The sequence below is a fragment of the Borrelia parkeri genome (assembly GCF_023035815.1).
GTDB lineage: Bacteria > Spirochaetota > Spirochaetia > Borreliales > Borreliaceae > Borrelia > Borrelia parkeri.
On record NZ_CP073159.1, the window covers coordinates 497,703 to 516,591 of the forward strand.

General features: G+C 32.3%; 33 protein-coding genes. 31 read left to right on the forward strand and 2 right to left on the reverse strand.

Going from position 1 to position 18,889, the window contains the following annotated elements; all coding sequences use genetic code 11:
* Nucleotides 1-9: 9 nt before the first annotated feature.
* A complete protein-coding gene (locus bpSLO_RS02390) occupies nt 10-399 on the reverse strand; it encodes a hypothetical protein (protein ID WP_025375489.1) in 390 nt (129 codons plus the stop codon).
* 407 nt (nt 400-806) lie between these two features.
* Between bpSLO_RS02390 and tuf the strand changes: the two genes are divergently transcribed.
* The 31 genes from tuf (at nt 807) to bpSLO_RS02545 (ending at nt 18,123) form a co-directional block, all read left to right on the forward strand.
* Nucleotides 807-1,991 (forward strand): elongation factor Tu, encoded by a 1,185-nt coding sequence (gene tuf / locus bpSLO_RS02395; protein WP_025375490.1) that lies wholly within the window; start codon nt 807-809, stop codon nt 1,989-1,991.
* Between the two features lie 46 nt (nt 1,992-2,037).
* Complete coding sequence (rpsJ, locus tag bpSLO_RS02400; protein ID WP_011772424.1) at nt 2,038-2,349, forward strand: 30S ribosomal protein S10; 312 nt, start codon at nt 2,038-2,040, stop codon at nt 2,347-2,349.
* 35 nt (nt 2,350-2,384) lie between these two features.
* Complete coding sequence (gene rplC / locus bpSLO_RS02405; RefSeq protein ID WP_025407392.1) at nt 2,385-3,014, forward strand: 50S ribosomal protein L3; 630 nt, start codon at nt 2,385-2,387, stop codon at nt 3,012-3,014.
* Between the two features lies 1 nt (nt 3,015).
* Complete coding sequence (rplD, locus tag bpSLO_RS02410) at nt 3,016-3,645, forward strand: 50S ribosomal protein L4 (protein ID WP_025375491.1); 630 nt, start codon at nt 3,016-3,018, stop codon at nt 3,643-3,645.
* Nucleotides 3,646-3,666: 21 nt separating this feature from the next.
* Nucleotides 3,667-3,963: a 50S ribosomal protein L23 gene (rplW, locus tag bpSLO_RS02415; RefSeq protein WP_011772427.1), complete on the forward strand. Its 297-nt coding sequence runs from the start codon at nt 3,667-3,669 to the stop codon at nt 3,961-3,963.
* A gap of 18 nt (nt 3,964-3,981) precedes the next feature.
* The gene (gene rplB, locus bpSLO_RS02420; protein WP_025407391.1) at nt 3,982-4,815 is read left to right on the forward strand and encodes a 50S ribosomal protein L2; all 834 of its coding nucleotides are present in this window, start codon (nt 3,982-3,984) and stop codon (nt 4,813-4,815) included.
* Between the two features lie 9 nt (nt 4,816-4,824).
* Nucleotides 4,825-5,103, forward strand: a complete 279-nt coding sequence (rpsS, locus tag bpSLO_RS02425; protein WP_011772429.1) for a 30S ribosomal protein S19 — start codon at nt 4,825-4,827, stop codon at nt 5,101-5,103.
* Between the two features lie 5 nt (nt 5,104-5,108).
* Entirely contained in the window at nt 5,109-5,471 is a 363-nt protein-coding gene (rplV, locus tag bpSLO_RS02430; RefSeq protein ID WP_025375493.1) for a 50S ribosomal protein L22, read from the forward strand.
* Nucleotides 5,472-5,474: 3 nt separating this feature from the next.
* On the forward strand, nt 5,475-6,305 hold the full coding sequence (gene rpsC / locus bpSLO_RS02435) for a 30S ribosomal protein S3 (protein ID WP_025375494.1): 831 nt from the start codon (nt 5,475-5,477) through the stop codon (nt 6,303-6,305).
* A 19-nt stretch (nt 6,306-6,324) separates the two neighbouring features.
* Entirely contained in the window at nt 6,325-6,741 is a 417-nt protein-coding gene (gene rplP, locus bpSLO_RS02440; RefSeq protein ID WP_011772432.1) for a 50S ribosomal protein L16, read from the forward strand.
* 3 nt (nt 6,742-6,744) lie between these two features.
* Entirely contained in the window at nt 6,745-6,945 is a 201-nt protein-coding gene (gene rpmC, locus bpSLO_RS02445; protein WP_025375495.1) for a 50S ribosomal protein L29, read from the forward strand.
* 5 nt (nt 6,946-6,950) lie between these two features.
* A complete protein-coding gene (gene rpsQ / locus bpSLO_RS02450; RefSeq protein WP_011772434.1) occupies nt 6,951-7,205 on the forward strand; it encodes a 30S ribosomal protein S17 in 255 nt (84 codons plus the stop codon).
* A 30-nt stretch (nt 7,206-7,235) separates the two neighbouring features.
* A complete protein-coding gene (gene rplN, locus bpSLO_RS02455) occupies nt 7,236-7,604 on the forward strand; it encodes a 50S ribosomal protein L14 (protein WP_011772435.1) in 369 nt (122 codons plus the stop codon).
* 10 nt (nt 7,605-7,614) lie between these two features.
* Nucleotides 7,615-7,920, forward strand: coding sequence for a 50S ribosomal protein L24 (gene rplX / locus bpSLO_RS02460; RefSeq protein WP_025407390.1), 306 nt, complete (start codon nt 7,615-7,617; stop codon nt 7,918-7,920).
* A 3-nt stretch (nt 7,921-7,923) separates the two neighbouring features.
* A complete protein-coding gene (rplE, locus tag bpSLO_RS02465; RefSeq protein ID WP_025375497.1) occupies nt 7,924-8,472 on the forward strand; it encodes a 50S ribosomal protein L5 in 549 nt (182 codons plus the stop codon).
* Between the two features lie 14 nt (nt 8,473-8,486).
* The gene (locus bpSLO_RS02470; RefSeq protein ID WP_011772438.1) at nt 8,487-8,672 is read left to right on the forward strand and encodes a type Z 30S ribosomal protein S14; all 186 of its coding nucleotides are present in this window, start codon (nt 8,487-8,489) and stop codon (nt 8,670-8,672) included.
* A 9-nt stretch (nt 8,673-8,681) separates the two neighbouring features.
* Complete coding sequence (gene rpsH / locus bpSLO_RS02475) at nt 8,682-9,080, forward strand: 30S ribosomal protein S8 (RefSeq protein ID WP_025375498.1); 399 nt, start codon at nt 8,682-8,684, stop codon at nt 9,078-9,080.
* Nucleotides 9,081-9,099: 19 nt separating this feature from the next.
* Nucleotides 9,100-9,642, forward strand: a complete 543-nt coding sequence (gene rplF / locus bpSLO_RS02480) for a 50S ribosomal protein L6 (protein WP_025407389.1) — start codon at nt 9,100-9,102, stop codon at nt 9,640-9,642.
* A 17-nt stretch (nt 9,643-9,659) separates the two neighbouring features.
* Nucleotides 9,660-10,019, forward strand: a complete 360-nt coding sequence (rplR, locus tag bpSLO_RS02485) for a 50S ribosomal protein L18 (RefSeq protein WP_011772441.1) — start codon at nt 9,660-9,662, stop codon at nt 10,017-10,019.
* Between the two features lie 11 nt (nt 10,020-10,030).
* Nucleotides 10,031-10,525, forward strand: a complete 495-nt coding sequence (gene rpsE / locus bpSLO_RS02490; RefSeq protein WP_011772442.1) for a 30S ribosomal protein S5 — start codon at nt 10,031-10,033, stop codon at nt 10,523-10,525.
* A gap of 3 nt (nt 10,526-10,528) precedes the next feature.
* Nucleotides 10,529-10,840 carry a 50S ribosomal protein L30 gene (gene rpmD, locus bpSLO_RS02495; RefSeq protein WP_025375501.1) on the forward strand — a complete coding sequence of 104 codons (312 nt, stop codon included), beginning with the start codon at nt 10,529-10,531 and terminating at the stop codon, nt 10,838-10,840.
* Entirely contained in the window at nt 10,833-11,270 is a 438-nt protein-coding gene (rplO, locus tag bpSLO_RS02500) for a 50S ribosomal protein L15 (RefSeq protein WP_025375502.1), read from the forward strand. Before rpmD ends, rplO begins: the two co-directional genes overlap by 8 nt.
* A gap of 12 nt (nt 11,271-11,282) precedes the next feature.
* Nucleotides 11,283-12,587, forward strand: a complete 1,305-nt coding sequence (secY, locus tag bpSLO_RS02505; protein WP_025375503.1) for a preprotein translocase subunit SecY — start codon at nt 11,283-11,285, stop codon at nt 12,585-12,587.
* A gap of 9 nt (nt 12,588-12,596) precedes the next feature.
* A complete protein-coding gene (gene rpmJ, locus bpSLO_RS02510; protein ID WP_002557090.1) occupies nt 12,597-12,710 on the forward strand; it encodes a 50S ribosomal protein L36 in 114 nt (37 codons plus the stop codon).
* A gap of 9 nt (nt 12,711-12,719) precedes the next feature.
* Nucleotides 12,720-13,097 carry a 30S ribosomal protein S13 gene (rpsM, locus tag bpSLO_RS02515; protein WP_025375504.1) on the forward strand — a complete coding sequence of 126 codons (378 nt, stop codon included), beginning with the start codon at nt 12,720-12,722 and terminating at the stop codon, nt 13,095-13,097.
* Nucleotides 13,098-13,127: 30 nt separating this feature from the next.
* Nucleotides 13,128-13,517, forward strand: coding sequence for a 30S ribosomal protein S11 (gene rpsK, locus bpSLO_RS02520; RefSeq protein WP_011772447.1), 390 nt, complete (start codon nt 13,128-13,130; stop codon nt 13,515-13,517).
* Between the two features lie 15 nt (nt 13,518-13,532).
* The gene (locus tag bpSLO_RS02525; RefSeq protein WP_025375505.1) at nt 13,533-14,564 is read left to right on the forward strand and encodes a DNA-directed RNA polymerase subunit alpha; all 1,032 of its coding nucleotides are present in this window, start codon (nt 13,533-13,535) and stop codon (nt 14,562-14,564) included.
* 18 nt (nt 14,565-14,582) lie between these two features.
* Nucleotides 14,583-14,957, forward strand: coding sequence for a 50S ribosomal protein L17 (gene rplQ / locus bpSLO_RS02530; protein ID WP_011772449.1), 375 nt, complete (start codon nt 14,583-14,585; stop codon nt 14,955-14,957).
* A gap of 71 nt (nt 14,958-15,028) precedes the next feature.
* Nucleotides 15,029-16,570 carry a ribonuclease Y gene (gene rny, locus bpSLO_RS02535; RefSeq protein ID WP_025375506.1) on the forward strand — a complete coding sequence of 514 codons (1,542 nt, stop codon included), beginning with the start codon at nt 15,029-15,031 and terminating at the stop codon, nt 16,568-16,570.
* The gene (locus tag bpSLO_RS02540) at nt 16,560-17,351 is read left to right on the forward strand and encodes a TIGR00282 family metallophosphoesterase (protein ID WP_025407388.1); all 792 of its coding nucleotides are present in this window, start codon (nt 16,560-16,562) and stop codon (nt 17,349-17,351) included. Before rny ends, bpSLO_RS02540 begins: the two co-directional genes overlap by 11 nt.
* On the forward strand, nt 17,332-18,123 hold the full coding sequence (locus bpSLO_RS02545; protein ID WP_025407387.1) for a TlyA family RNA methyltransferase: 792 nt from the start codon (nt 17,332-17,334) through the stop codon (nt 18,121-18,123). Before bpSLO_RS02540 ends, bpSLO_RS02545 begins: the two co-directional genes overlap by 20 nt.
* Here the strand turns inward: bpSLO_RS02545 and bpSLO_RS02550 are convergent.
* Nucleotides 18,120-18,878, reverse strand: a complete 759-nt coding sequence (locus bpSLO_RS02550; protein ID WP_025375509.1) for a GerMN domain-containing protein — start codon at nt 18,876-18,878, stop codon at nt 18,120-18,122. The genes bpSLO_RS02545 and bpSLO_RS02550 overlap by 4 nt on opposite strands.
* Between the last annotated feature and the right edge of the window lie 11 nt (nt 18,879-18,889).

Sequence of the window (18,889 nt, forward strand, 5' to 3'; positions counted from 1 at the left end):
CTTGATAAATTAATCTTGTTTTAGAAATATATAAAATGTGTTTTTTTGTCTCTTATTGATATTGATTTTTAATTTAAAGGTTTTTTCTTCTCCTGCTTTAAGGCCTTCTTTAATTATATGACCGATTTTATTTCCTTTCTTAAAAATTGCTAATGAATTTTGCTTTATAGCTGTTTTTTTATTGTTTTTAAGAGTAATAATTAATTCATTTTTATTATTAGTATGAAGTTTTACGATTTCAATTTTTTTTGTATCTTTCTTTATGCTAATAATATGAGTAATCTCTCTGCTAATTTCTTTTGATTTGACAGAATTGTTTTTTATACATGATGTAGTTATGAATAAAATGAATATTGTAAAAATATTTAATAGTCTTTGTTCAAAATTGTATTGTGACATATTGTTATTTTATTGTAACCTTTTTAATGATAAGCATGAAATGATTGGTAGATTTTAATATCCATATCATTTTTTCTTAAAATTTAAATTATCTTTATGATTGTCAATTGTATATTTGTGCAATGTTGCTTATTTTGAATGTTTTTATATTAAAAATTTTATATTAAAATATTAAACGTATTGACTATGTTCTAAATAATATGTAAACTAATGGAGTTATTAAGGATTGTTTTAGAAAAACACGAAAATCGGGTCAATTTCTAAAAAGTTATGTTTTTTGTAAATATAATAGTTTTACTTAGTGTGTAATTATTGTATCTTCTATAAAGAAACAAAATAAAATTCTTAACAATAATAGTTTTGAAGAATAGATAAAGATTTAGATTACAAATTTTGGGAGGTGATTCATGGCTAAGGAAGTCTTTCAGAGAACAAAACCGCATATGAATGTGGGTACAATAGGGCATGTTGACCATGGTAAAACAACATTAACCGCTGCTATTAGTATTTATTGTTCAAAGGTAAATAAAGATGCTAAGGCGCTTAAATATGAAGATATTGATAATGCGCCTGAAGAGAAAGCAAGAGGAATAACAATAAATGCCAGACATATTGAGTATGAAACTGCAGGGAGGCATTATGCTCACGTTGATTGTCCTGGCCACGCTGACTATATTAAAAATATGATTACAGGTGCAGCTCAGATGGATGCTGCGGTATTGTTGGTTGCTGCTGATAGTGGAGCAGAGCCTCAGACAAAAGAGCATTTACTTCTTGCTCAGCGAATGGGGATAAATAAAATAATAGTATTTTTAAATAAACTAGATTTGGCAGATCCTGAACTTGTTGAACTTGTTGAAGTTGAAGTTTTAGAGCTTGTTGAAAAATATGGATTTCCTGGTGATACACCAATAGTAAAGGGTTCAGCTTTTGGAGCTATGTCAAATCCTGATGATCCTGAAGCTACAAAATGCATAAAGGAACTTCTTGAAACTATGGATAATTATTTTGATCTTCCTCAAAGAGATATTGATAAACCATTTTTGCTTGCTGTTGAAGATGTTTTCTCTATCTCTGGACGTGGTACTGTTGCTACTGGTCGTATTGAGAGAGGTGTTATTAAAGTTGGACAAGAAGTTGAAATCGTTGGAATTAGAGAAACTAGGAAGACAACCGTTACTGGTGTTGAAATGTTTCAAAAGATTCTTGAGCAAGGTCAAGCAGGGGATAATGTTGGTCTTTTGTTAAGAGGTGTTGATAAAAAGGATATTGAGAGAGGGCAGGTTATTGCTGCTATTGGTACAATTACTCCTCATAAGAAGTTCAAGGCTTCTATATATTGTCTAACTAAGGAAGAAGGCGGAAGACATAAACCATTCTTTTCAGGATATAGACCACAGTTTTTCTTTAGAACAACAGATGTTACAGGTATGGTTAGCTTAGAGGGCAAAGAAATGGTTATGCCTGGGGATAATGTTGACATTGTTGTTGAACTTATATCTTCAATAGCTATGGATAAGAATGTTGAATTTGCTGTTAGAGAAGGCGGTAGAACTGTTGCTTCAGGAAGGATTCTTGAAATATTGGAATAGTGTAGGGTTTAGAGATACACAAATCTCTAAAGTTTAGGAGAATAAATTGATTACTAAAGATAAGATACGGGTAAGACTTTTTAGTTTTGATGTTAAGATATTAGATCAGAGTGCTGAGTCTATTGTTAGGGCTGTTCAAAAATCTAAGGCACAAATTAAAGGTCCTATTCCTTTGCCGACAAAGATAAAAAAATATACTGTTTTGCGTTCTCCTCATGTTAATAAAAAATCAAGAGAACAGTTTGAAATGAGAACTCATAAGAGGCTTATTGATATTTTAGAGCCTACTTCTGCTTTAATGGACTCTTTAATGAAATTAGAGCTTCCTGCAGGAGTGGAGGTTGATATTAAGCAGTAAATAGATTTTTTAAGTTATGAATTTGAGGTGTTTTAATGTTGGGATTGATTGGAAAAAAAGTTGGCATGACGCAGGTCTTTCAAGGTAATGGAGTTGTGGTGCCTGTTACGGTGATAGAATTTGAGCCCAATTATGTTATAGGAAAAAGAACGGTAGAAAGAGATGGATATGATGCTCTGATAATGGGTTCTGTCGATCTTAGGAGTTCTAAAATTTCAAAACCTATAAGAGGTCAGTATAAAAACTTAGAGAATGTTGAACCTAAGAGATATGTGATAGAATTTAAGGGTCTTAAAGGTTATGATGCTGGTGATGAAATCGGACTTGATGCTTTCAGGGAGATTAAGTATGTGGATATTACTGGTACCACTAAGGGTAAAGGTTTTCAAGGGGCTATGAAGAGGCATAATTTTAGCGGTGGTCCATCTTCTCATGGTTCTAAGTTTCATAGACATCTTGGTGGTACAGGTCAAGCTACTACACCCGCTAGAACCTTTAAGGGAACTAAAATGGCTGGCAGAATGGGTGGAGAGCAACAGACTATTCAAAATCTTGAAGTTGTTTTTATTGATGAAGAGAAAAGAGCCATTTTGGTAAAAGGAGCTGTGCCAGGGGTTAAGGGTTCTTTTGTTATTGTTAAAAAGGCGAAAAAAGTGGGTGTTTAGTATGGAAAGAAAAGTTTTTTCTAAGGATGGACAAGAACTTCGAACTATAAATTTAGAGGATGAAGTTTTTAATATAGATATTAGTTATGGTTCTATATATAATGCTATTAATAATGAATTAGCCAATCTTAGAGTTGGAACAGCTTCAACTAAAACTAGGTCTGAGGTTAGGGGTAGTTCAAAGAAGCCTTGGAAACAAAAGGGTACAGGACGTGCGAGGGTTGGTACTAAGAGAAATCCCGTTTGGGTTGGTGGAGGTGTAGCTTTAGGGCCAAAACCAAGGGACTATAGTTATAAGCTTCCAAAGAAAGTTAAACGACTTGCTTTTAGATCTGTTCTTAGTCTGTGTGTATCTGTAGAAGATAGATTAAAAATTGTTGAAAATTTTACTATTGAATCAGGAAAGACAAAAGATCTTGCTTTAATAATGAAAAATTTTATAAAGATTAATGGTAAAACAGTAATTTTATTGGGTAATGATGATCAAATGGTTAAAAGAGCGGGAAGAAATATAAGAGATTTAAAGATTTTATCTTTTAATAGACTTAGAGTTGTTGATTTATTTTATGCTAAAAATTTAATAGCACTTGAGTCTGCTATTAATGGGCTTAATGAGCTTTATGTTAAATAAAAGGGATAGTAAGGATGAGTTATGAAAGCTTATGATATAATAATTTCGCCTATGCTTACTGAGAAAACTAATATTCAAAGAGAGAATATGAATGTTTATGCTTTTAAGGTTAGGAAGCAAGCAAATAAAAAAGAGATTGGTGCTGCGATTAAAGAGCTTTTTAATGTTACTCCAATATCATGTAATTTGCTTAATGTTAAGAGCAAGGTTAAAATGGTTGTGTCAAGGAAAGGTTATCCTATTGGTAAGGGAAAAACTTCTTCATGGAAAAAGGCGTATGTTTATCTTAAAAAAGAAGATAAGATAGATATTTTTTAGTGGTTTTGGAGAAACAATATGGGTATTAAGACTTATAAGCCAAAAACTTCATCTTTACGTTATAAGACAACTTTATCTTTTGATGAGTTAAGTAAGGGTAATAGTCCTTTGAAGTCTTTAACTAGAGGGAAGGTATCTAGGGCTGGAAGAGATTCTTCTGGAAGAATTAGTGTTAGAAGAAGAGGTGGGGGACATAAAAGACGGTATAGAGAGATTGACTTTGGTAGAAGGGATAAGTTTGGTATACCTGCTCGAGTTGTGTCTATTGAGTATGATCCAAATAGAAGTTCTAATATAGCTTTGCTTGTTTACAGAGATGGGGATAAAAGATATATTATTGCTCCTAAAGGAATTAAAGTTGGTGATGTTTTGGAGAGTGGTCCAAATGCTCCAATAAGGATTGGCAATGCTTTGCCACTTGAGGACATTCCTGTTGGTAAAGCAGTGCATAACATTGAGCTTAATGTTGGAAAAGGTGGACAGCTTGTAAGAGGTGCTGGAGGATATGCGATGGTGCTTGCTTCTAAGGGAGATTATGTAACAGTTAAGCTTCCATCAGGTGAGATGCGCATGATCTTTAAAAAATGCATAGCAACTCTTGGAGAAATTGGCAATGAAGATTATATAAATGTTTCTATTGGTAAAGCCGGTAAGAGTAGATGGCTTGGTAAAAGGCCTAAGGTAAGAGGTGTTGCGATGAATCCTATCGACCATCCACATGGAGGTGGTGAGGGTAAGACTTCTGGTGGTCGTCATCCTGTATCTCCTTGGGGACAGCCAACTAAGGGATATAAGACTCGTAAGAAAAATAAGTATTCAGATAAATTTATCATTAAAAGAAGAAATAATTAGGAGTGTGTAGTGGCAAGATCTATTAAAAAAGGACCTTTTATAGAAAAGAGTCTTTATCAAAAAGTTTTAGCCTCTTCTGGCAGAGAGAAAAGGGTGGTAATTAAAACCTATTCTAGAGCCTCAACAATAATTCCTGAGATGGTAAGTCTTACTATATCTGTTTACAATGGGAAGTCTTTTATTCCTGTGTATATTACTGAAGATCTTGTTGGGCATAAGCTTGGGGAATTTTCACCTACAAGAATTTTTAGGGGACATGCTAAATCAGATAAGAAGGGAAGGAAGTAGAGTTTATGTTTGTAAATAGAAGATATACTGCAAGAGGCAAAAATTTGCCATCTTCTCCAAAAAAAGTAAGGCCTATAGCTGATAATATACGAGGTAAGCCTTACAGTGAAGCTGTTGCGATACTTTGTTCTATGCCCAATAAATGTGCTAAACTTTTAGGTAAGGTGGTCAAATCAGCCGCATCGAATGCTATGTATCATAACAGAAAGCTTTCTGAAGATATGATATTTATAAAAACAGTTATGGTAGACGATGGGCGAAGGCGTAGGAGCATTTGGCCTAGAGCTAGAGGTAGAGCAGATAGGCTTGTTAACAGAAGTTGTCATATTTTTGTTGAAGTTTATGAAAAGATGTATGGTGGAGAATAAGATATGGGTCAAAAAGTACATCCTTACAGTTTAAGAATTAAGATTAATAGGGATTGGAAATCAAAGTGGTATTTTGATAAAAAATTATATTCTGATATTCTTCACGAAGATTTTTTAATAAGACGGGAAACTATGAAGTTTCTTAAAGGAATTAAGTTTGATATTTCTGACATAGAGATTATTAGAAATAATCTTCAAAGAGTAACAGTAGTAATTTCCACTCCAAGACCTGGTTCTGTTATTGGTGTTAAGGGCGCCAATCTTGAAAAAATTGGACAATTATTAACTAGAAAAATATCTAAAAAAATTAATATTAAAATAAAAGAGATTAAGAAGCCAGAATTTGATGCACAAATTGTTGCTAATGGAATAGCAAAACAACTAGAAAATAGAGCTTCTTATAGAAAACTTTTAAAGTCTTCACTTTTATCTTCTATTTCCAAAGGTGTTCAAGGTGTAAAAATTAAAGTCTCAGGCAGGCTTGGTGGGGCTGAGATTGCCAGAAGTTTTGAAGTTAAAGAAGGACGGATTCCTTTACATACTCTTAGAGCTAATATAGATTATGGTTTTGCCGAAGCTCAGACAACTTATGGTGTTATTGGTGTTAAAGTTTGGTTGTTTAAGGGAGAAGTTTTAGGAAAACAGACTAATTCAGATGCTGGTCAGGTAATTAACAAAAAAACTTCAAGAGAAAAGAGTGAGCATTTTGACAAAAATAGAGTAGATGATAAGAGTAAAAAAGTTGTCAATGACGATAAATTTTCTAGAAAAAAATTAGAATTTGGATCTAAATCCAATAGTAGTTTTAAAAAGAAAAATGGTTCTGATGTCTAGAATCTTTAAGGAGCGTTAAATGTTAAGTCCTAGAAAGGTTAAATATAGGAAGAAGCAAAGAGGAAGACTTTCTGGAGAGGCTCAGAAGGGTAACGAGATATCTTTTGGAGAATATGGACTTGTTTCTCTTGAGACATATTTTATTACTGCACGGCAGATTGAAGCAGCTCGTGTTGCTATGACACGTAGAGTTAAGAGGGGAGGTAAGGTTTGGATCAGAATATTTCCAGATGTGCCTTATACTAAAAAGCCAGCTGAAACGAGAATGGGTAAAGGTAAGGGAGGAGTTGATCATTGGAATGCTCCTGTTAAGCTTGGGACCGTTATGTTTGAGATGGCTGGAGTGCCTAGAGAACTTGCTGAGGCAGCTATGATGCTTGCCAGTTCTAAGCTCCCGGTTAAAACTACATTTGTGGTAAGGCGAGATTTGAGGTGAGTTATGTTGAAAAAATTTAGGGATCTTACTCTTGAAGATATGAAAGCTAAGAGATTGGCTTTAAAAAAAGAATATATGGACTTAAGATTTAAGGTTGTGGTTGGTCATGTTGAGAATCCTTTAAAAAAAAGAGAGCTGAGGCGAGATATTGCAAGGCTTAATACAATAGTTCATGAATATGAAATAGGTATTAGGAAGGTTTAAGTTTTATGGCAAGGGAAAATAAGAAAGAGCTAATTGGAAAGGTTGTTAGTGATAAGATGAGTAAAACAATAGTTGTTGAAATTGTTCAAAGGAAAATGCATCCTATCTATCATAAGTACTTAAAAGTTAGCAGAAGAGTGAAGGCTCATGATGAGAGAGAAGAATCAAAACTTGGAGATAAGGTAAAGATTATTGAATCCAGGCCTATTAGTAAAGAAAAAAGATGGATGCTTGTTGAAGTTTTGGAGAAGTCAAAATAATTTCAGTTATTTTTGTAGAGGAGATTAATTATGGTACAGATGCAGACATATTTAACGGTTGCTGACAATACTGGCGGTAAGATAGCAGAATGCATAAAAGTTCTTGGTGGAAGTAAAAAACGATCTGCTAGGGTTGGAGACATAATAGTTATTGCTGTGAAGCAAGCAATTCCCAATTCACCTATTAAGAAAGGAGAGGTGCATAAAGCCGTAGTTGTTAGGACCTCAAAAGAGATAAGACGGAAGAATGGGACTTATGTTAGATTTGATGATAATGCATGTGTTATACTTGATGCTAACTTAAATCCAAGAGGTAAGAGAGTTTTTGGACCTGTTGCAAGAGAGCTAAGGGATGCTAATTTTATGAAAGTTGTCTCATTGGCTTCAGAGGTAATATAAGGGGCTATTTATGAAGACGAAGTTGAAAGTAGGCGATAATGTAAAAATTCTTTGTGGTAAGGATAGAGGTAAAACAGGTGAAGTTGTTAGCATAGATAGGAAAAATCTTAAGGTTATTGTTAAGTCTTGTAATATGGTTAAGAAGGTTGTTAAGGCAAGAACTCCTCAAGAGAAGAGCAAGATAATTGATAAGGAAGCATCTATAGATATTTCAAATGTAATGTTATTTTCAAGTGGTGTAGCTTCAAGAATAGGGTTTAAATTTGAAAATAATGAAAAAAAGAGATACCTTAAAAAGAATGGGGAGAATGTTTAGCTTATGAGTTATGTTCCTGCGTTAAAGAAGCATTATAAAGATAATATTATAAAAGAGCTTGTTAGTGAGTTTCAATATAAATCTATTATGCAAGCTCCAAAAATAGAAAAAATTATTGTTTCTATGGGAGTTGGTGATGCTGTTAAAAATAAAAAGCTTTTAGATTCAGCTATTTATGAGCTTAGTCAAATCACTGGTCAACGGGCTGTTAAGACAAAGGCCAAAAAAGCCATTGCTGGGTTTAAAATTAGACAAGGTCAAGAGATAGGCGCTAAGGTTACTCTTCGAGGTAATATTATGTATGAGTTTTTATATAAACTTATTAATTTGGCGTTACCTCGTGTTAAAGATTTTAGAGGTGTAAATGGCAATGCATTTGATGGTAATGGTAATTACTCTTTTGGAATAGCAGAGCAAATAATATTCTCTGAGATAGATTATGATAAAATAGAGAGGATATCTGGCTTGAATGTTACAATAGTAACTACGGCTTTAAACGACAGAGAGGGTAAAGCTTTGCTTTCGAAGTTTGGTATGCCATTTAGTAATTAAAGGAGTTTTTATTTATGGCTAAAAAATCAATGATAGTTAAGGCCTTACGAAAGCCAAAATATAAAACGAGACAAAAAAATAGATGTAAGTTATGTGGGCGTCCAAAGGGGTATATGAGAGATTTTGGTATGTGTCGTATATGCTTTAGGAATCATGCATCTGCAGGATTAATTCCTGGGGTCTCAAAATCAAGCTGGTAAGGAGAATTTATGGCTGTTACGCATTCAGTGGGAGATATGTTAACTAAGATAAGAAATGCAAGTAGGGTTAAGCATGAGTCTGTAGACTTAAAGATGTCTAAAATAAATAAATCTATCTTAGACATTCTGAAGGAAGAAGGATATATTAAGAATTATAATATCTTTGATAAGAAGGGCATTTCTTTTATTAAGGCAATACTAAATTATGATAATAAGAGAAATTCGGCTATAAATAGAATAGATGCTATTTCAACTCCTGGTAGAAAAGTTTATTCTTCATACAAAAATATGCCAAGGATAAAGAATGGGTATGGCATATTAATAGTGTCTTCTTCAAAAGGTGTTATTACTGGCAAGCAAGCCAAAGATAATAAAGTAGGTGGTGAGCTAATTTGCTCAGTTTGGTAAGGTTAAGAGGTAGGTAAATATGTCACGTATTGGTAAACTTCCTATAAAGATAGTTGATTTTGTGAAGGTTGATATTAAAGACAACATAGTAATAGTTGAGGGTAAGAGAGGCAAATTAAGCCAAGAAATAAAGAGTAGCATTAAGGTTAGAGTTGAGGATAGTAATATTATTGTTGAGCGTTCTTTTGACGATAAACAGACAAGAGCTTTTCATGGACTTTATAGAAGTTTAATTTCTAATATGGTTAAGGGAGTATCTGATGGATTTTCAAAATCTCTTACTATTAGTGGTATAGGGTACAGGGTTGAGCAACAAGGAACAAGTCTTTTTTTTAACTTAGGATATTCAACTCAATTTGAGTATGTGATTCCCGAAGGAATTAATATTCGACTTGATGGTAATACCAAAATTGCTGTTGAGGGTATAGATAAGTGTAGAGTTGGACAGGTTGCTGCTGAGATTAGAGGTTTGAGAGTTCCTGAACCATATAAGGGTAAAGGAATTAAATATGATAATGAAGTAAGCAGACGCAAAGTAGGGAAATCAGGAGTAAAAAAATAGGTTTTAGGTGAGTATTTATGAAAAAAGTAAAAGAAGCTGAAAAAAGAAATATAAAGCGTAAAAAGAGAATAAGAGATAGAATTGGATTTGGTGTTGCAGATAGGCCTAGGGTTACAGTTTTTAAGTCCAATAAATATTTTTATGTTCAAGTCATTGATGATGTGGCGGGTCATACTCTTGCAAGTGTTTCTACTATTGAAAAAGATCTTAAATTGAACAAGAATATTGATGATATAAGGAAACTTGGCGAAGTTCTTGCAAAGAAACTTAAGGATAAAAACATAAATAAACTTATTTTTGATAGAAATGGTTATAAATATCACGGTCTTATTGCAAGTTTTGCAACTTCTTTGCGTGAAGCCGGTATCGATGTTTAGGGGGAATTATAGTGGAATCTCAAGTTCATAAAAAGCAAATAGAGAAATTGATATCATTAAGTAGGGTGACTAAAGTTGTAAAGGGTGGAAGAAGGTTTTCTTTTTCTGCTTTTATGGTTGTTGGTGATGGCGAAGGTCAAGTTGGCTGGGGATTTGGTAAGGCCAATGATGCTAGTGATGCAATAAAGAAGAGTTTAGCGAGTGCTAGAAAAAATTTAAGGGTTATTCCTATTAGAAAGGGTACTCTTCCTCATATGGTCATTGGGGATTTTAAGAAAGCCAAAGTTTTAATTAAGCCAGCAACTCAAGGTACTGGTATTATTGCAGGTGGACCTGTTCGTGCTGTCATGGAAGCTTTGGGAGTCCATGATATTTTAAGTAAATCTCTTGGTTCAAATAATTCTATGAATGTGGTAAAGGCGACTTTTAAAGCATTTGACTTGGTTTTAGATGCTAGAAAAGTAGCAGAAATAAGAGGTAAAACTTTAAGGACTTTATGGGGTTAGTTTATGATTAAGAGAAAATTGCGACTTCAGCTTAAAAAGATTAGGTTTAAAGCCTCAAGATCTAGGTTGAAGAATAAGGCTTTTATTAAAAAGATGAAAAATAACAGAGAAATTCTTATTAAGAGCGACATTAAGATCGAGGTTGAGCTTAAGAGAAGTCTTATTGGGAAATTAGACAGTAAGGTTAAGACATTGAAAGCTTTGGGTCTTAAGAAAATAGGAGATAAAAAAGTTCATGTTTTAAACAAGTCTCTTCAAGGGATGCTTAATAGTGTAATTAGCATGGTTTTATTAAGTGAGGTAAAGAATGATTAAGCTAAGGAGACCTTTAGGAGCTAATAAGTCTCGAAAAATTGTTGGTAGGGGGCCAGGTTCTGGTCTTGGAAAGACCTCTGGTAGAGGACAAAAGGGACAAAAAGCTAGGAATAGTTCGCCAAGGGTTGGTTTTGAAGGAGGACAAACTCCTCTTTATAGAAGACTTCCAATAAGAGGTTTTTCCAATTATGATTATAAGATAAAGTATGAGATTGTAGGACTTGGGGATATAGATAGAAAATTTGAGGATGGAGATTTAGTAAATTATAATACTTTGTTACAAAAAGGGCTTATAAGTAAGAATAAAAAAAATATCAAGATTTTGGCTAATGGCGAACTTACTAAGAAAGTGAATTTTGAAGTTTCGCGTATTTCAAAGTCTGCTGAAGAATTGGCAACGAAAATTGGTTGCAGTATTAAATTGGTTTGAAATGGTAGTGAAATGAAAGGTTTGTTTTTTAATTTATTTACAATTAAGGATTTAAGGAGCAAATTTTTATTTACTCTGTTTATTCTTTTTATTTTTAGAGTTGGCTCTTACTTGCCAATACCAGGGATAGATCCTGTGGCTCTTAGAAGTTATTTTAAATCCCAGTCGGATTTTTCAATTACCAATTATTTTGATTTTTTTTCAGGTGGTGCTTTTAGTAATTTTTCTATATTTATGCTTAGCATAGGTCCTTATATTTCAGCATCAATTATTATTCAGCTTCTTGTTTATTCTTTTCCTTCTCTTAAAAAAATGCAAGAAGGGGATAATGGAAGAAAAAAAATAAAAAAATACACAAAATATCTAACAATTGTTGCGGCTGTAGCCCAAGGATATGCCACTAGTCTTTATGCTAAAAGCATTCCAGGTGCACTTAATATGCCTTTTTATAGATATATTTTTATTGCTATTTTAACAGTTACAACCGGAACTTTTGTTCTCTTGTGGCTTGGTGAACAAATTAATCAGAGAGGAATTGGGAATGGTGTATCTTTAATAATTTTTTCAGGAATAGTGGTTAGACTTCAAGCGGCTTTATTTAATCTTTTTCAGAGCATGCGAGATCCATCTCAAAATATTAATCCTGTCTTTGTGATACTGGTATTAAGTGTGTTTATTTTGGTTGTTATATTGATCATATATGAGTATAAGGCGCAAAGACGAATTGCTATTCATTATGCTAGAGCAAACTCAAGGAATACAGTTAGTTCATATTTACCAATTAAGCTTAATCCGTCAGGTGTTTTGCCTGTTATTTTTGCATCTGTGCTTATTACCTTGCCTTTGCAAATTTTGAGTGGATTTGCTGGAACTTCTGTTCTCTCAAGACAAATTTTGTCTTATTTAAGACCTAATGGGCTTTATTATACTTTATTGAATGTAGTCTTAATAATAGGTTTTACATATTTTTATTCAAAGATACAATTGAGTCCAAAAGATATAAGTAATAATATTCGCAAAAATGGTGGAACTATTCCAGGTATAAAGGCGGATGAGATGGAGGGTTATTTAGATAGAATTATGAATAGAACATTATTTTCAGGTTCTATTTTTTTATCTATTATTGCAATTATTCCGTTTTTAGTGCAGAATATTTTTAGATTTCCTTATGATGTCTCAAGGATTATGGGTAGTTCTTCACTTCTTATTATGGTAGGGGTAGCTCTTGATACATTAATTCAGATTGATGCATATTTAAAGACTCAAGGATTGTCTCGTGGACCTGGCAAAAAGTATGCTTTTTTGCAGAAAATTTAGGAGTAATTTATGAAAGTTAGGGTAAGTGTAAAGCCAATTTGTGAAAAATGTAAAGTGATAAAGAGAAAAGGTGTTTTAAGAATTATTTGTGATAATCTTAAACATAAACAAAGACAAAAATAAGGGGAAAAAATGGCTAGGATAGCAGGAATAGATTTGCCAAATAACAAACAACTTCAAATAGCTCTTACGTCTATTTATGGAATAGGAAGAGCTAGAGCTTTAGAAATTTGCAGAAAAACAGATATTTTACCAGAAAAAAGAGCTAAAGATTTGGATAATGATGAAGTTAATAAGCTTAGAAAAATAATTGAAAGTGATTATGTTGTTGAGGGAAAGCTTAGAAGTGAGTTAGCTATGTCTATTAAGAGGCTTATGGATATTGCATGTTATAGGGGCCTTAGACATAGAAAAGGTTTACCCTTAAGAGGTCAGAGAACTAAAACTAATGCAAGAACCAGGAAGGGAAAGAGAAAGACTGTGGCTAATAAGAAGATAGCTGCTAAATAAAGTTATTTTGCTTATGGAGGAGAGATAAGTTTGAGTGCAAAAGTATCAACTAATAAAAAAAAGGTAAAAAAAAATATTGGTGAAGGCAATGTTTATATACAGGCTACTTTTAATAATACCATCGTAACTGTATCAGACATAAGAGGAAATACTTTAGCTTGGGCAAGTGCAGGTGGAATGGGATTTAAGGGTGCTAAAAAATCGACTCCTTATGCTGCTCAGATGACTGCAGAATCGGCTTTAGGTAAAGTTAAGGATTTTGGTATTAATTATGTTCATGTTTTTGTTAAAGGTCCGGGAATTGGTAGAGAGTCTGCCATACGAACTGTTGGATCAACAGGTATAATTGTTAAATCAATCTCAGATGTTACTCCAATACCGCATAATGGGTGTAGACCTAAAAAAACTAGACGAGTTTAGTTAGAGGAGCTATTGATGTCTTTAGGAAAGCTTTTGAAAGATTTTACTATACCTGATAGGATTGAGTTTTTAAGAGGAGAGGATGATAGTTCTTATGGAAAATTTATAATGTATCCTTTTGAGAAAGGATTTGGTGTTACTATTGGGAACACTTTAAGGCGAGTTTTGCTATCTTCTATTGAAGGGTATGCTATTTCTGCTATGAGGATTCAATCTAATCAAGGTGGGTCTTTAAAGATCGTTTCAAGTGAATTTGATTTAATACCTGGTGTTGTAGAGGATACTCTTGAAGTAATTGCTAATATTAAGAATATTCACTTAAAGTTAGATGAGGGAGTTAATAGTACTACAATAAGTCTTTCTGTTAATGGAAAAGATACTAATGTTTTAAAGGCAGTTCATCTTGAAAGAGAGGGTGTTGAAGTTTTTAATAAAGATTTAGTTATTGCTACGCTTTCAAGTGAGGCAAATTTGGATTTTGAATTTCAAATCAATTATGGGAGAGGTTATGTTTCTTCTGAACAGAATGCTAAATATTTAGAAGAAGTTAATACCATTGCACTTGATTCTATATTCTCTCCAATAGAAAAGGTTACATATTCTGTTGAAGATACTAGAGTTGGACAGAGATCTGATTATGATAAACTTGTTATGGAAATTTGGACAACAGGTGTAATTAGTGCTAAAGACGCAATTAAAAAAGCGGCTTCTATAGTGAGGGACTTTTTGCTTCCATTGGTTAATTTTGAAGATAAGGTTGTACATTCTGTTGAGAGTTCTGAACTTATAGATTCCGATATACTTAGTATAAATATTGAGAAATTAAATTTATCTGTTAGATCTCTGAATTGTTTAACTAAGGAAAATGTTAAGACTTTAGGAGAACTTATTAGCAAAAGTGCAGAGGACCTTTCAAAGGCAAGGAACTTTGGGAAAAAAAGTTTGGAAGAAATAATTGAAAAGCTTAGCACTTATGGATTATTTTTGGGAATGTCTAAGGCAGAAGCTCTAAAAATATTGAATAAAAACGATAAAATATCTCATTAGAAGGGAGATCATTGTTATATGAAGACTAAGGTAGGATTTAATAGGTTAGATAGAAAGTCAAGTCATAGAAAGGCGCTTTTAAGAAATATGGTAATTTCTCTTTTTAGGCATGAAAAAATAACTTCTACTAAAGCAAAATTGAGTGAAGTTAAGAGATTTGCTGAAAAATTAATTACTAGGGCTAAAGTTGATAGCGTGCATAATAGAAGAGAAGTATCAAAGTTTATACATGATAAATATATTCTGAATAAATTATTTACTAGAATTTCCCCTATCTTTAAAGAAAGAAAGGGTGGGTATACTAGGGTTATTAAGCTAGGACAAAGGTATGGAGATGCAGCTGAGATGGCAATTCTTGAACTAGTTGATAAAACCTTAGAAGAAAAGCAATAGTCTTACGTATTAAATATATCCTTCTAAAGGATTTATATTTAATTGGTTTGGTAGAATAGGGGGTAAATTGTATGTCATATATTACTTTTTCTTCTATTCTTGCTGGTATTTTAGGTATTATATTAGGTTTTTTAATAAGAATTATTTTAGGTAGATTTTCTTTATTAAATTTAGATAAAAAGCTAAAGAAAGTAAAAGAAGAGGCAATCGTAGAGATAGAAAATGAAAAAAAACGAATTATTTCACATGCAAAAGCTCAAATGCTTAAAGAGAAGAACCAGCAGGATAGGGAAATAAGAGAGAGAAAAAATGAGGTTTTTAATTTAGAGAGAAGATTATTACAAAGAGAAGAGACTTTAGATAAAAGAATATCAGCTCTTGATAAGCAGCAAAGTAGGATTGATTTTAAGCTTAAGGAATTTGAGCAAAAAGAAAAAATTATACGAGATAAGGAATTATCTCTTGTTAAAAAGTTAGAAAATATTGCTGGTCTTACAAAAGAGGAAGCAAAAAAGATTGTAATTGAAAAAGTTGAAAATGAGTCCAAGAGAGATGCACAAATTATTATTAATAAAAGTGAGCAAGAGGCTCAACTTCTAGCAGATAAGGTAGCTAAAGATATATTGGTCTCTACTATGCAACGTATAGTAACAGAGGTCAGTTCTGAGTTTACAGTTACTTCTGTTGAGCTGCCTAATGATGAGATGAAAGGTAGAATCATTGGTAAAGAAGGACGTAATATCAGGGTTCTTGAAACATTAATAGGTGCAGATATTATTATTGATGATACTCCTGAGGCTGTTGTTATATCATGTTTTGATCCAGTAAGAAAGGAGATAGCAAAAAGGACCCTTGAAAGACTCGTTGCAGACGGGAGAATTCATCCAGCAAGAATTGAAGAAATTGTTTATAGTGTTACTAATGAGATCAATAATATTATTCTTGAGGAAGGCGAAAAGGCAGTATTTGATTTAAATATACATGGATTTGACAAAAGGCTTATTAGAGGTCTTGGAAGGCTTTACTTTAGAAGCAGTTATGGTCAAAATGTTCTAAGTCATTCAAAAGAAACAGCAATAATCGGAGAAATTTTAGCTAAAGAAATGAAATTAGATCCTGTTGTTGTCAAGAGAGCATGTCTTTTGCATGATATTGGAAAGGGTATGGAGAGTATTTCTGAGAATAGTGAGGGACATGCTATTACAGGTGCTGAGCTTGCTCAGAGTTGTGGAGAGAGTGATATTGTTGTCAATGCTATTGCTGCACATCATAATGAAATAAAGCCTGAAAGTTTTGAGGCTATCGTCGTTCAAATAGCTGATGCTATTTCTGCATCTCGTCCTGGTGCAAGACGTGAAAGTTTGAACAATTATATAAATAGACTTAAGAGACTTGAAGAGATTGCATATGGATTTGAGGGTGTTCAAAAGTGTTATGCAATTCAGGCAGGTCGTGAAGTTAGAATAATCGTTGACAATTTATTGATTAATGATGAGAAAGCTACTATGCTTGCAAGAGATATTGCAAAGAAAATAGAAGTTGAGATGAGATATCCTGGTAAAATAAAAGTTACTATTATTCGTGAAACTAGAGTTATTGAGTATGCAAGATAACGATGTGATTAGATCGTTAATAATTGGAGATGTCATAGGTAATGGGGGACTTAAAAAGGTTTTTTTTAATCTTAAAAATCTTAAAGAGAAATATAATATAGATTTGACAATTGTCAACGGGGAAAATTCTTCAGGTGGTTTTGGAATTACTCCAGAGATAGCAGAAAATCTTTTTAAGGCAGGTGTGAATGTTATTACTACAGGTAATCATGTTTATGCAGATCATAGTATAAGGGAATATTTGAATAAACAGGAGTATATTTTAAGACCAAATAATTTTTCAGATCTTCTTGAAGGACATGGGTATTGTATTTTAAATGTTAAAAATGAAAAAGTTGCTGTTATAAATATTCAAGGATTTGTAGGAATGACTTTCATTGTTAAAAATCCTTTTGAAAATATAAAAAAAGTTGTGAACATGATTAGAAATAAAGTTAAAACTATTTTTGTTGATTTTCATGCTGAGAGTAATTATGAGAAAGAGAGTTTTGGATATTTTTTGAACGGATTGGTCACTGGAATTGTTGGTACTCATACACATATAATGACTCAAGATGAGAGAATCCTAGATAAGGGGACTGCTTATATTAGTGATCTTGGGATGACAGGTAGTTTGAATTCTGTAATAGGGTTTAATCCTGATATTTCTCTTAAAGGATTACTTGAATATGTGGCTTTACGAACAGAAACTGTTGAAGAGGATGTGATTATACAGGGAGTGGTTATTACTTCTCATTTAAAAACAGGACGTGCTTTGAAAATTGAAAGAATACAGAAATAGTTTATTAAATGTCCTTTGCAAGAATTATCCAGGTCTGACAAGAGAAGAACTTAGAATTTTAATTTTGACTGGCAAGGTGTATGTCAATTCTCACAAAGAAAGAAATCCTAAGGTTTTGCTGTTAAGAAATAGTAAAATAGACTTAATAGAGAGTGAGTCTAGGCAATTTGTTTCAAGAGGAGGTCATAAACTTTTTGAATCTTTAGAAAGATTTAAAGTTACAGTTAAAGATAAAATCTGTATAGATGTTGGTGCTTCAACAGGTGGTTTTACAGATTGTCTTTTGCAAGAAGGTGCAAAGTTAGTCTATGCAGTTGATGTTGGATTTAATCAGCTATCTTATAAGTTAAGAGTTGATCCAAGGGTTAAAGTTTTTGAAAAGACTAATATTTTTGATATTAAACAATTTGACATACAACCTAATTTAGCCGTTATTGATGTTTCTTTTAGATCTGTAATTAGTATATGTGCAAATTTAATTGATAAACTTTCTGATAAGCTTATCGTTGTTCTTGTTAAACCTCAATTTGAGCTTAAAGGATTAAATTTAGATATAAAAGATTTTAATGGTGTAGTTGGAAAGAGATATCTAAGTAAGATATTAAATAAGGTAATTAAAAAGTTTTATGATAATAATCTACAAATTGAAAATATATTAAAACTTTCAACCAAAGGACGGAAAGGAAATCAAGAATTTATGTTTTTGGTTGTTAGAGATAATTCAATGAATCTTATGCAATCTCTTGCCCTTCTTGATGATATTAATTTTTAATATTTTGCGAGTTTTTTATTATCTAGGATTCCTGAAAAGTCTAAATTTAAATCTTCAAGTATTATTGGATTGTTTTCAACTTTTAAAGTTATTCCGTTGATGCCTTGAATTTCAAGACATGTTAAAATAATTTGCTTGACCTGATTAATTGTTCCTTCTATTCCAAAACTATTTTCATAAAACTCTTTAGATAAATTTATGTGAGCAATTCCATCATTTATACTTAAGTTTAATACTTTAGTGTTGATAGGAATTAAACTTAAGAAATTATTTTTAAGTTCATATTCATTAGGACCGTTAATTAGTGCTTTTAATGTTTCTTTGAGAATATTTTTATCATATTGAATAGTTCGCTTAATCCATTGTTTTAAAAAATGTCCCTCAGCGGTAACTTTTATAAAATATAGCTTAACTTCTTTTTTGTTTTTTAAGTATTTTTGTTCTTGATATTTAAATTCTTCTTCAATTTTTTGTATTTCAGGTGGTTTTATTAAAAATTTTTCGTTGTTAAGTATTTTAATAGTTTCACTTTTTGTATTCTCTAGTTTTGCTTCTATCTTATTAGGTTTTGATTGGCTAAATTCAAAATTGTCATTATTGTCAATTTGTTCATTGAATATATTTTTAATGAGTGAATTTTTAATTATTAGTAATAAGCACAGTCCTGTTAAGAATATTGCAAATAATACTAAAAATATATCTATTTGATTAAAGCTACTTGTTTTTCGTTTACTATTTCTTTTTTTCCTTATCAATTGGGCGTCCG

Coding starts and splice junctions, on each gene's coding strand:
- bpSLO_RS02390 (WP_025375489.1), bottom strand. CDS start 399: ATGTCACAATACAATTTTGAACAAAGACTATTAAATATTTTTACAATA.
- tuf (WP_025375490.1), top strand. CDS start 807: ATGGCTAAGGAAGTCTTTCAGAGAACAAAACCGCATATGAATGTGGGT.
- rplC (WP_025407392.1), top strand. CDS start 2,385: ATGTTGGGATTGATTGGAAAAAAAGTTGGCATGACGCAGGTCTTTCAA.
- rplD (WP_025375491.1), top strand. CDS start 3,016: ATGGAAAGAAAAGTTTTTTCTAAGGATGGACAAGAACTTCGAACTATA.
- rplW (WP_011772427.1), top strand. CDS start 3,667: ATGAAAGCTTATGATATAATAATTTCGCCTATGCTTACTGAGAAAACT.
- rplB (WP_025407391.1), top strand. CDS start 3,982: ATGGGTATTAAGACTTATAAGCCAAAAACTTCATCTTTACGTTATAAG.
- rplV (WP_025375493.1), top strand. CDS start 5,109: ATGTTTGTAAATAGAAGATATACTGCAAGAGGCAAAAATTTGCCATCT.
- rpsC (WP_025375494.1), top strand. CDS start 5,475: ATGGGTCAAAAAGTACATCCTTACAGTTTAAGAATTAAGATTAATAGG.
- rplP (WP_011772432.1), top strand. CDS start 6,325: ATGTTAAGTCCTAGAAAGGTTAAATATAGGAAGAAGCAAAGAGGAAGA.
- rpmC (WP_025375495.1), top strand. CDS start 6,745: ATGTTGAAAAAATTTAGGGATCTTACTCTTGAAGATATGAAAGCTAAG.
- rpsQ (WP_011772434.1), top strand. CDS start 6,951: ATGGCAAGGGAAAATAAGAAAGAGCTAATTGGAAAGGTTGTTAGTGAT.
- rplN (WP_011772435.1), top strand. CDS start 7,236: ATGGTACAGATGCAGACATATTTAACGGTTGCTGACAATACTGGCGGT.
- rplX (WP_025407390.1), top strand. CDS start 7,615: ATGAAGACGAAGTTGAAAGTAGGCGATAATGTAAAAATTCTTTGTGGT.
- rplE (WP_025375497.1), top strand. CDS start 7,924: ATGAGTTATGTTCCTGCGTTAAAGAAGCATTATAAAGATAATATTATA.
- bpSLO_RS02470 (WP_011772438.1), top strand. CDS start 8,487: ATGGCTAAAAAATCAATGATAGTTAAGGCCTTACGAAAGCCAAAATAT.
- rpsH (WP_025375498.1), top strand. CDS start 8,682: ATGGCTGTTACGCATTCAGTGGGAGATATGTTAACTAAGATAAGAAAT.
- rplF (WP_025407389.1), top strand. CDS start 9,100: ATGTCACGTATTGGTAAACTTCCTATAAAGATAGTTGATTTTGTGAAG.
- rplR (WP_011772441.1), top strand. CDS start 9,660: ATGAAAAAAGTAAAAGAAGCTGAAAAAAGAAATATAAAGCGTAAAAAG.
- rpmD (WP_025375501.1), top strand. CDS start 10,529: ATGATTAAGAGAAAATTGCGACTTCAGCTTAAAAAGATTAGGTTTAAA.
- rplO (WP_025375502.1), top strand. CDS start 10,833: ATGATTAAGCTAAGGAGACCTTTAGGAGCTAATAAGTCTCGAAAAATT.
- secY (WP_025375503.1), top strand. CDS start 11,283: ATGAAAGGTTTGTTTTTTAATTTATTTACAATTAAGGATTTAAGGAGC.
- rpmJ (WP_002557090.1), top strand. CDS start 12,597: ATGAAAGTTAGGGTAAGTGTAAAGCCAATTTGTGAAAAATGTAAAGTG.
- rpsM (WP_025375504.1), top strand. CDS start 12,720: ATGGCTAGGATAGCAGGAATAGATTTGCCAAATAACAAACAACTTCAA.
- bpSLO_RS02525 (WP_025375505.1), top strand. CDS start 13,533: ATGTCTTTAGGAAAGCTTTTGAAAGATTTTACTATACCTGATAGGATT.
- rplQ (WP_011772449.1), top strand. CDS start 14,583: ATGAAGACTAAGGTAGGATTTAATAGGTTAGATAGAAAGTCAAGTCAT.
- rny (WP_025375506.1), top strand. CDS start 15,029: ATGTCATATATTACTTTTTCTTCTATTCTTGCTGGTATTTTAGGTATT.
- bpSLO_RS02540 (WP_025407388.1), top strand. CDS start 16,560: ATGCAAGATAACGATGTGATTAGATCGTTAATAATTGGAGATGTCATA.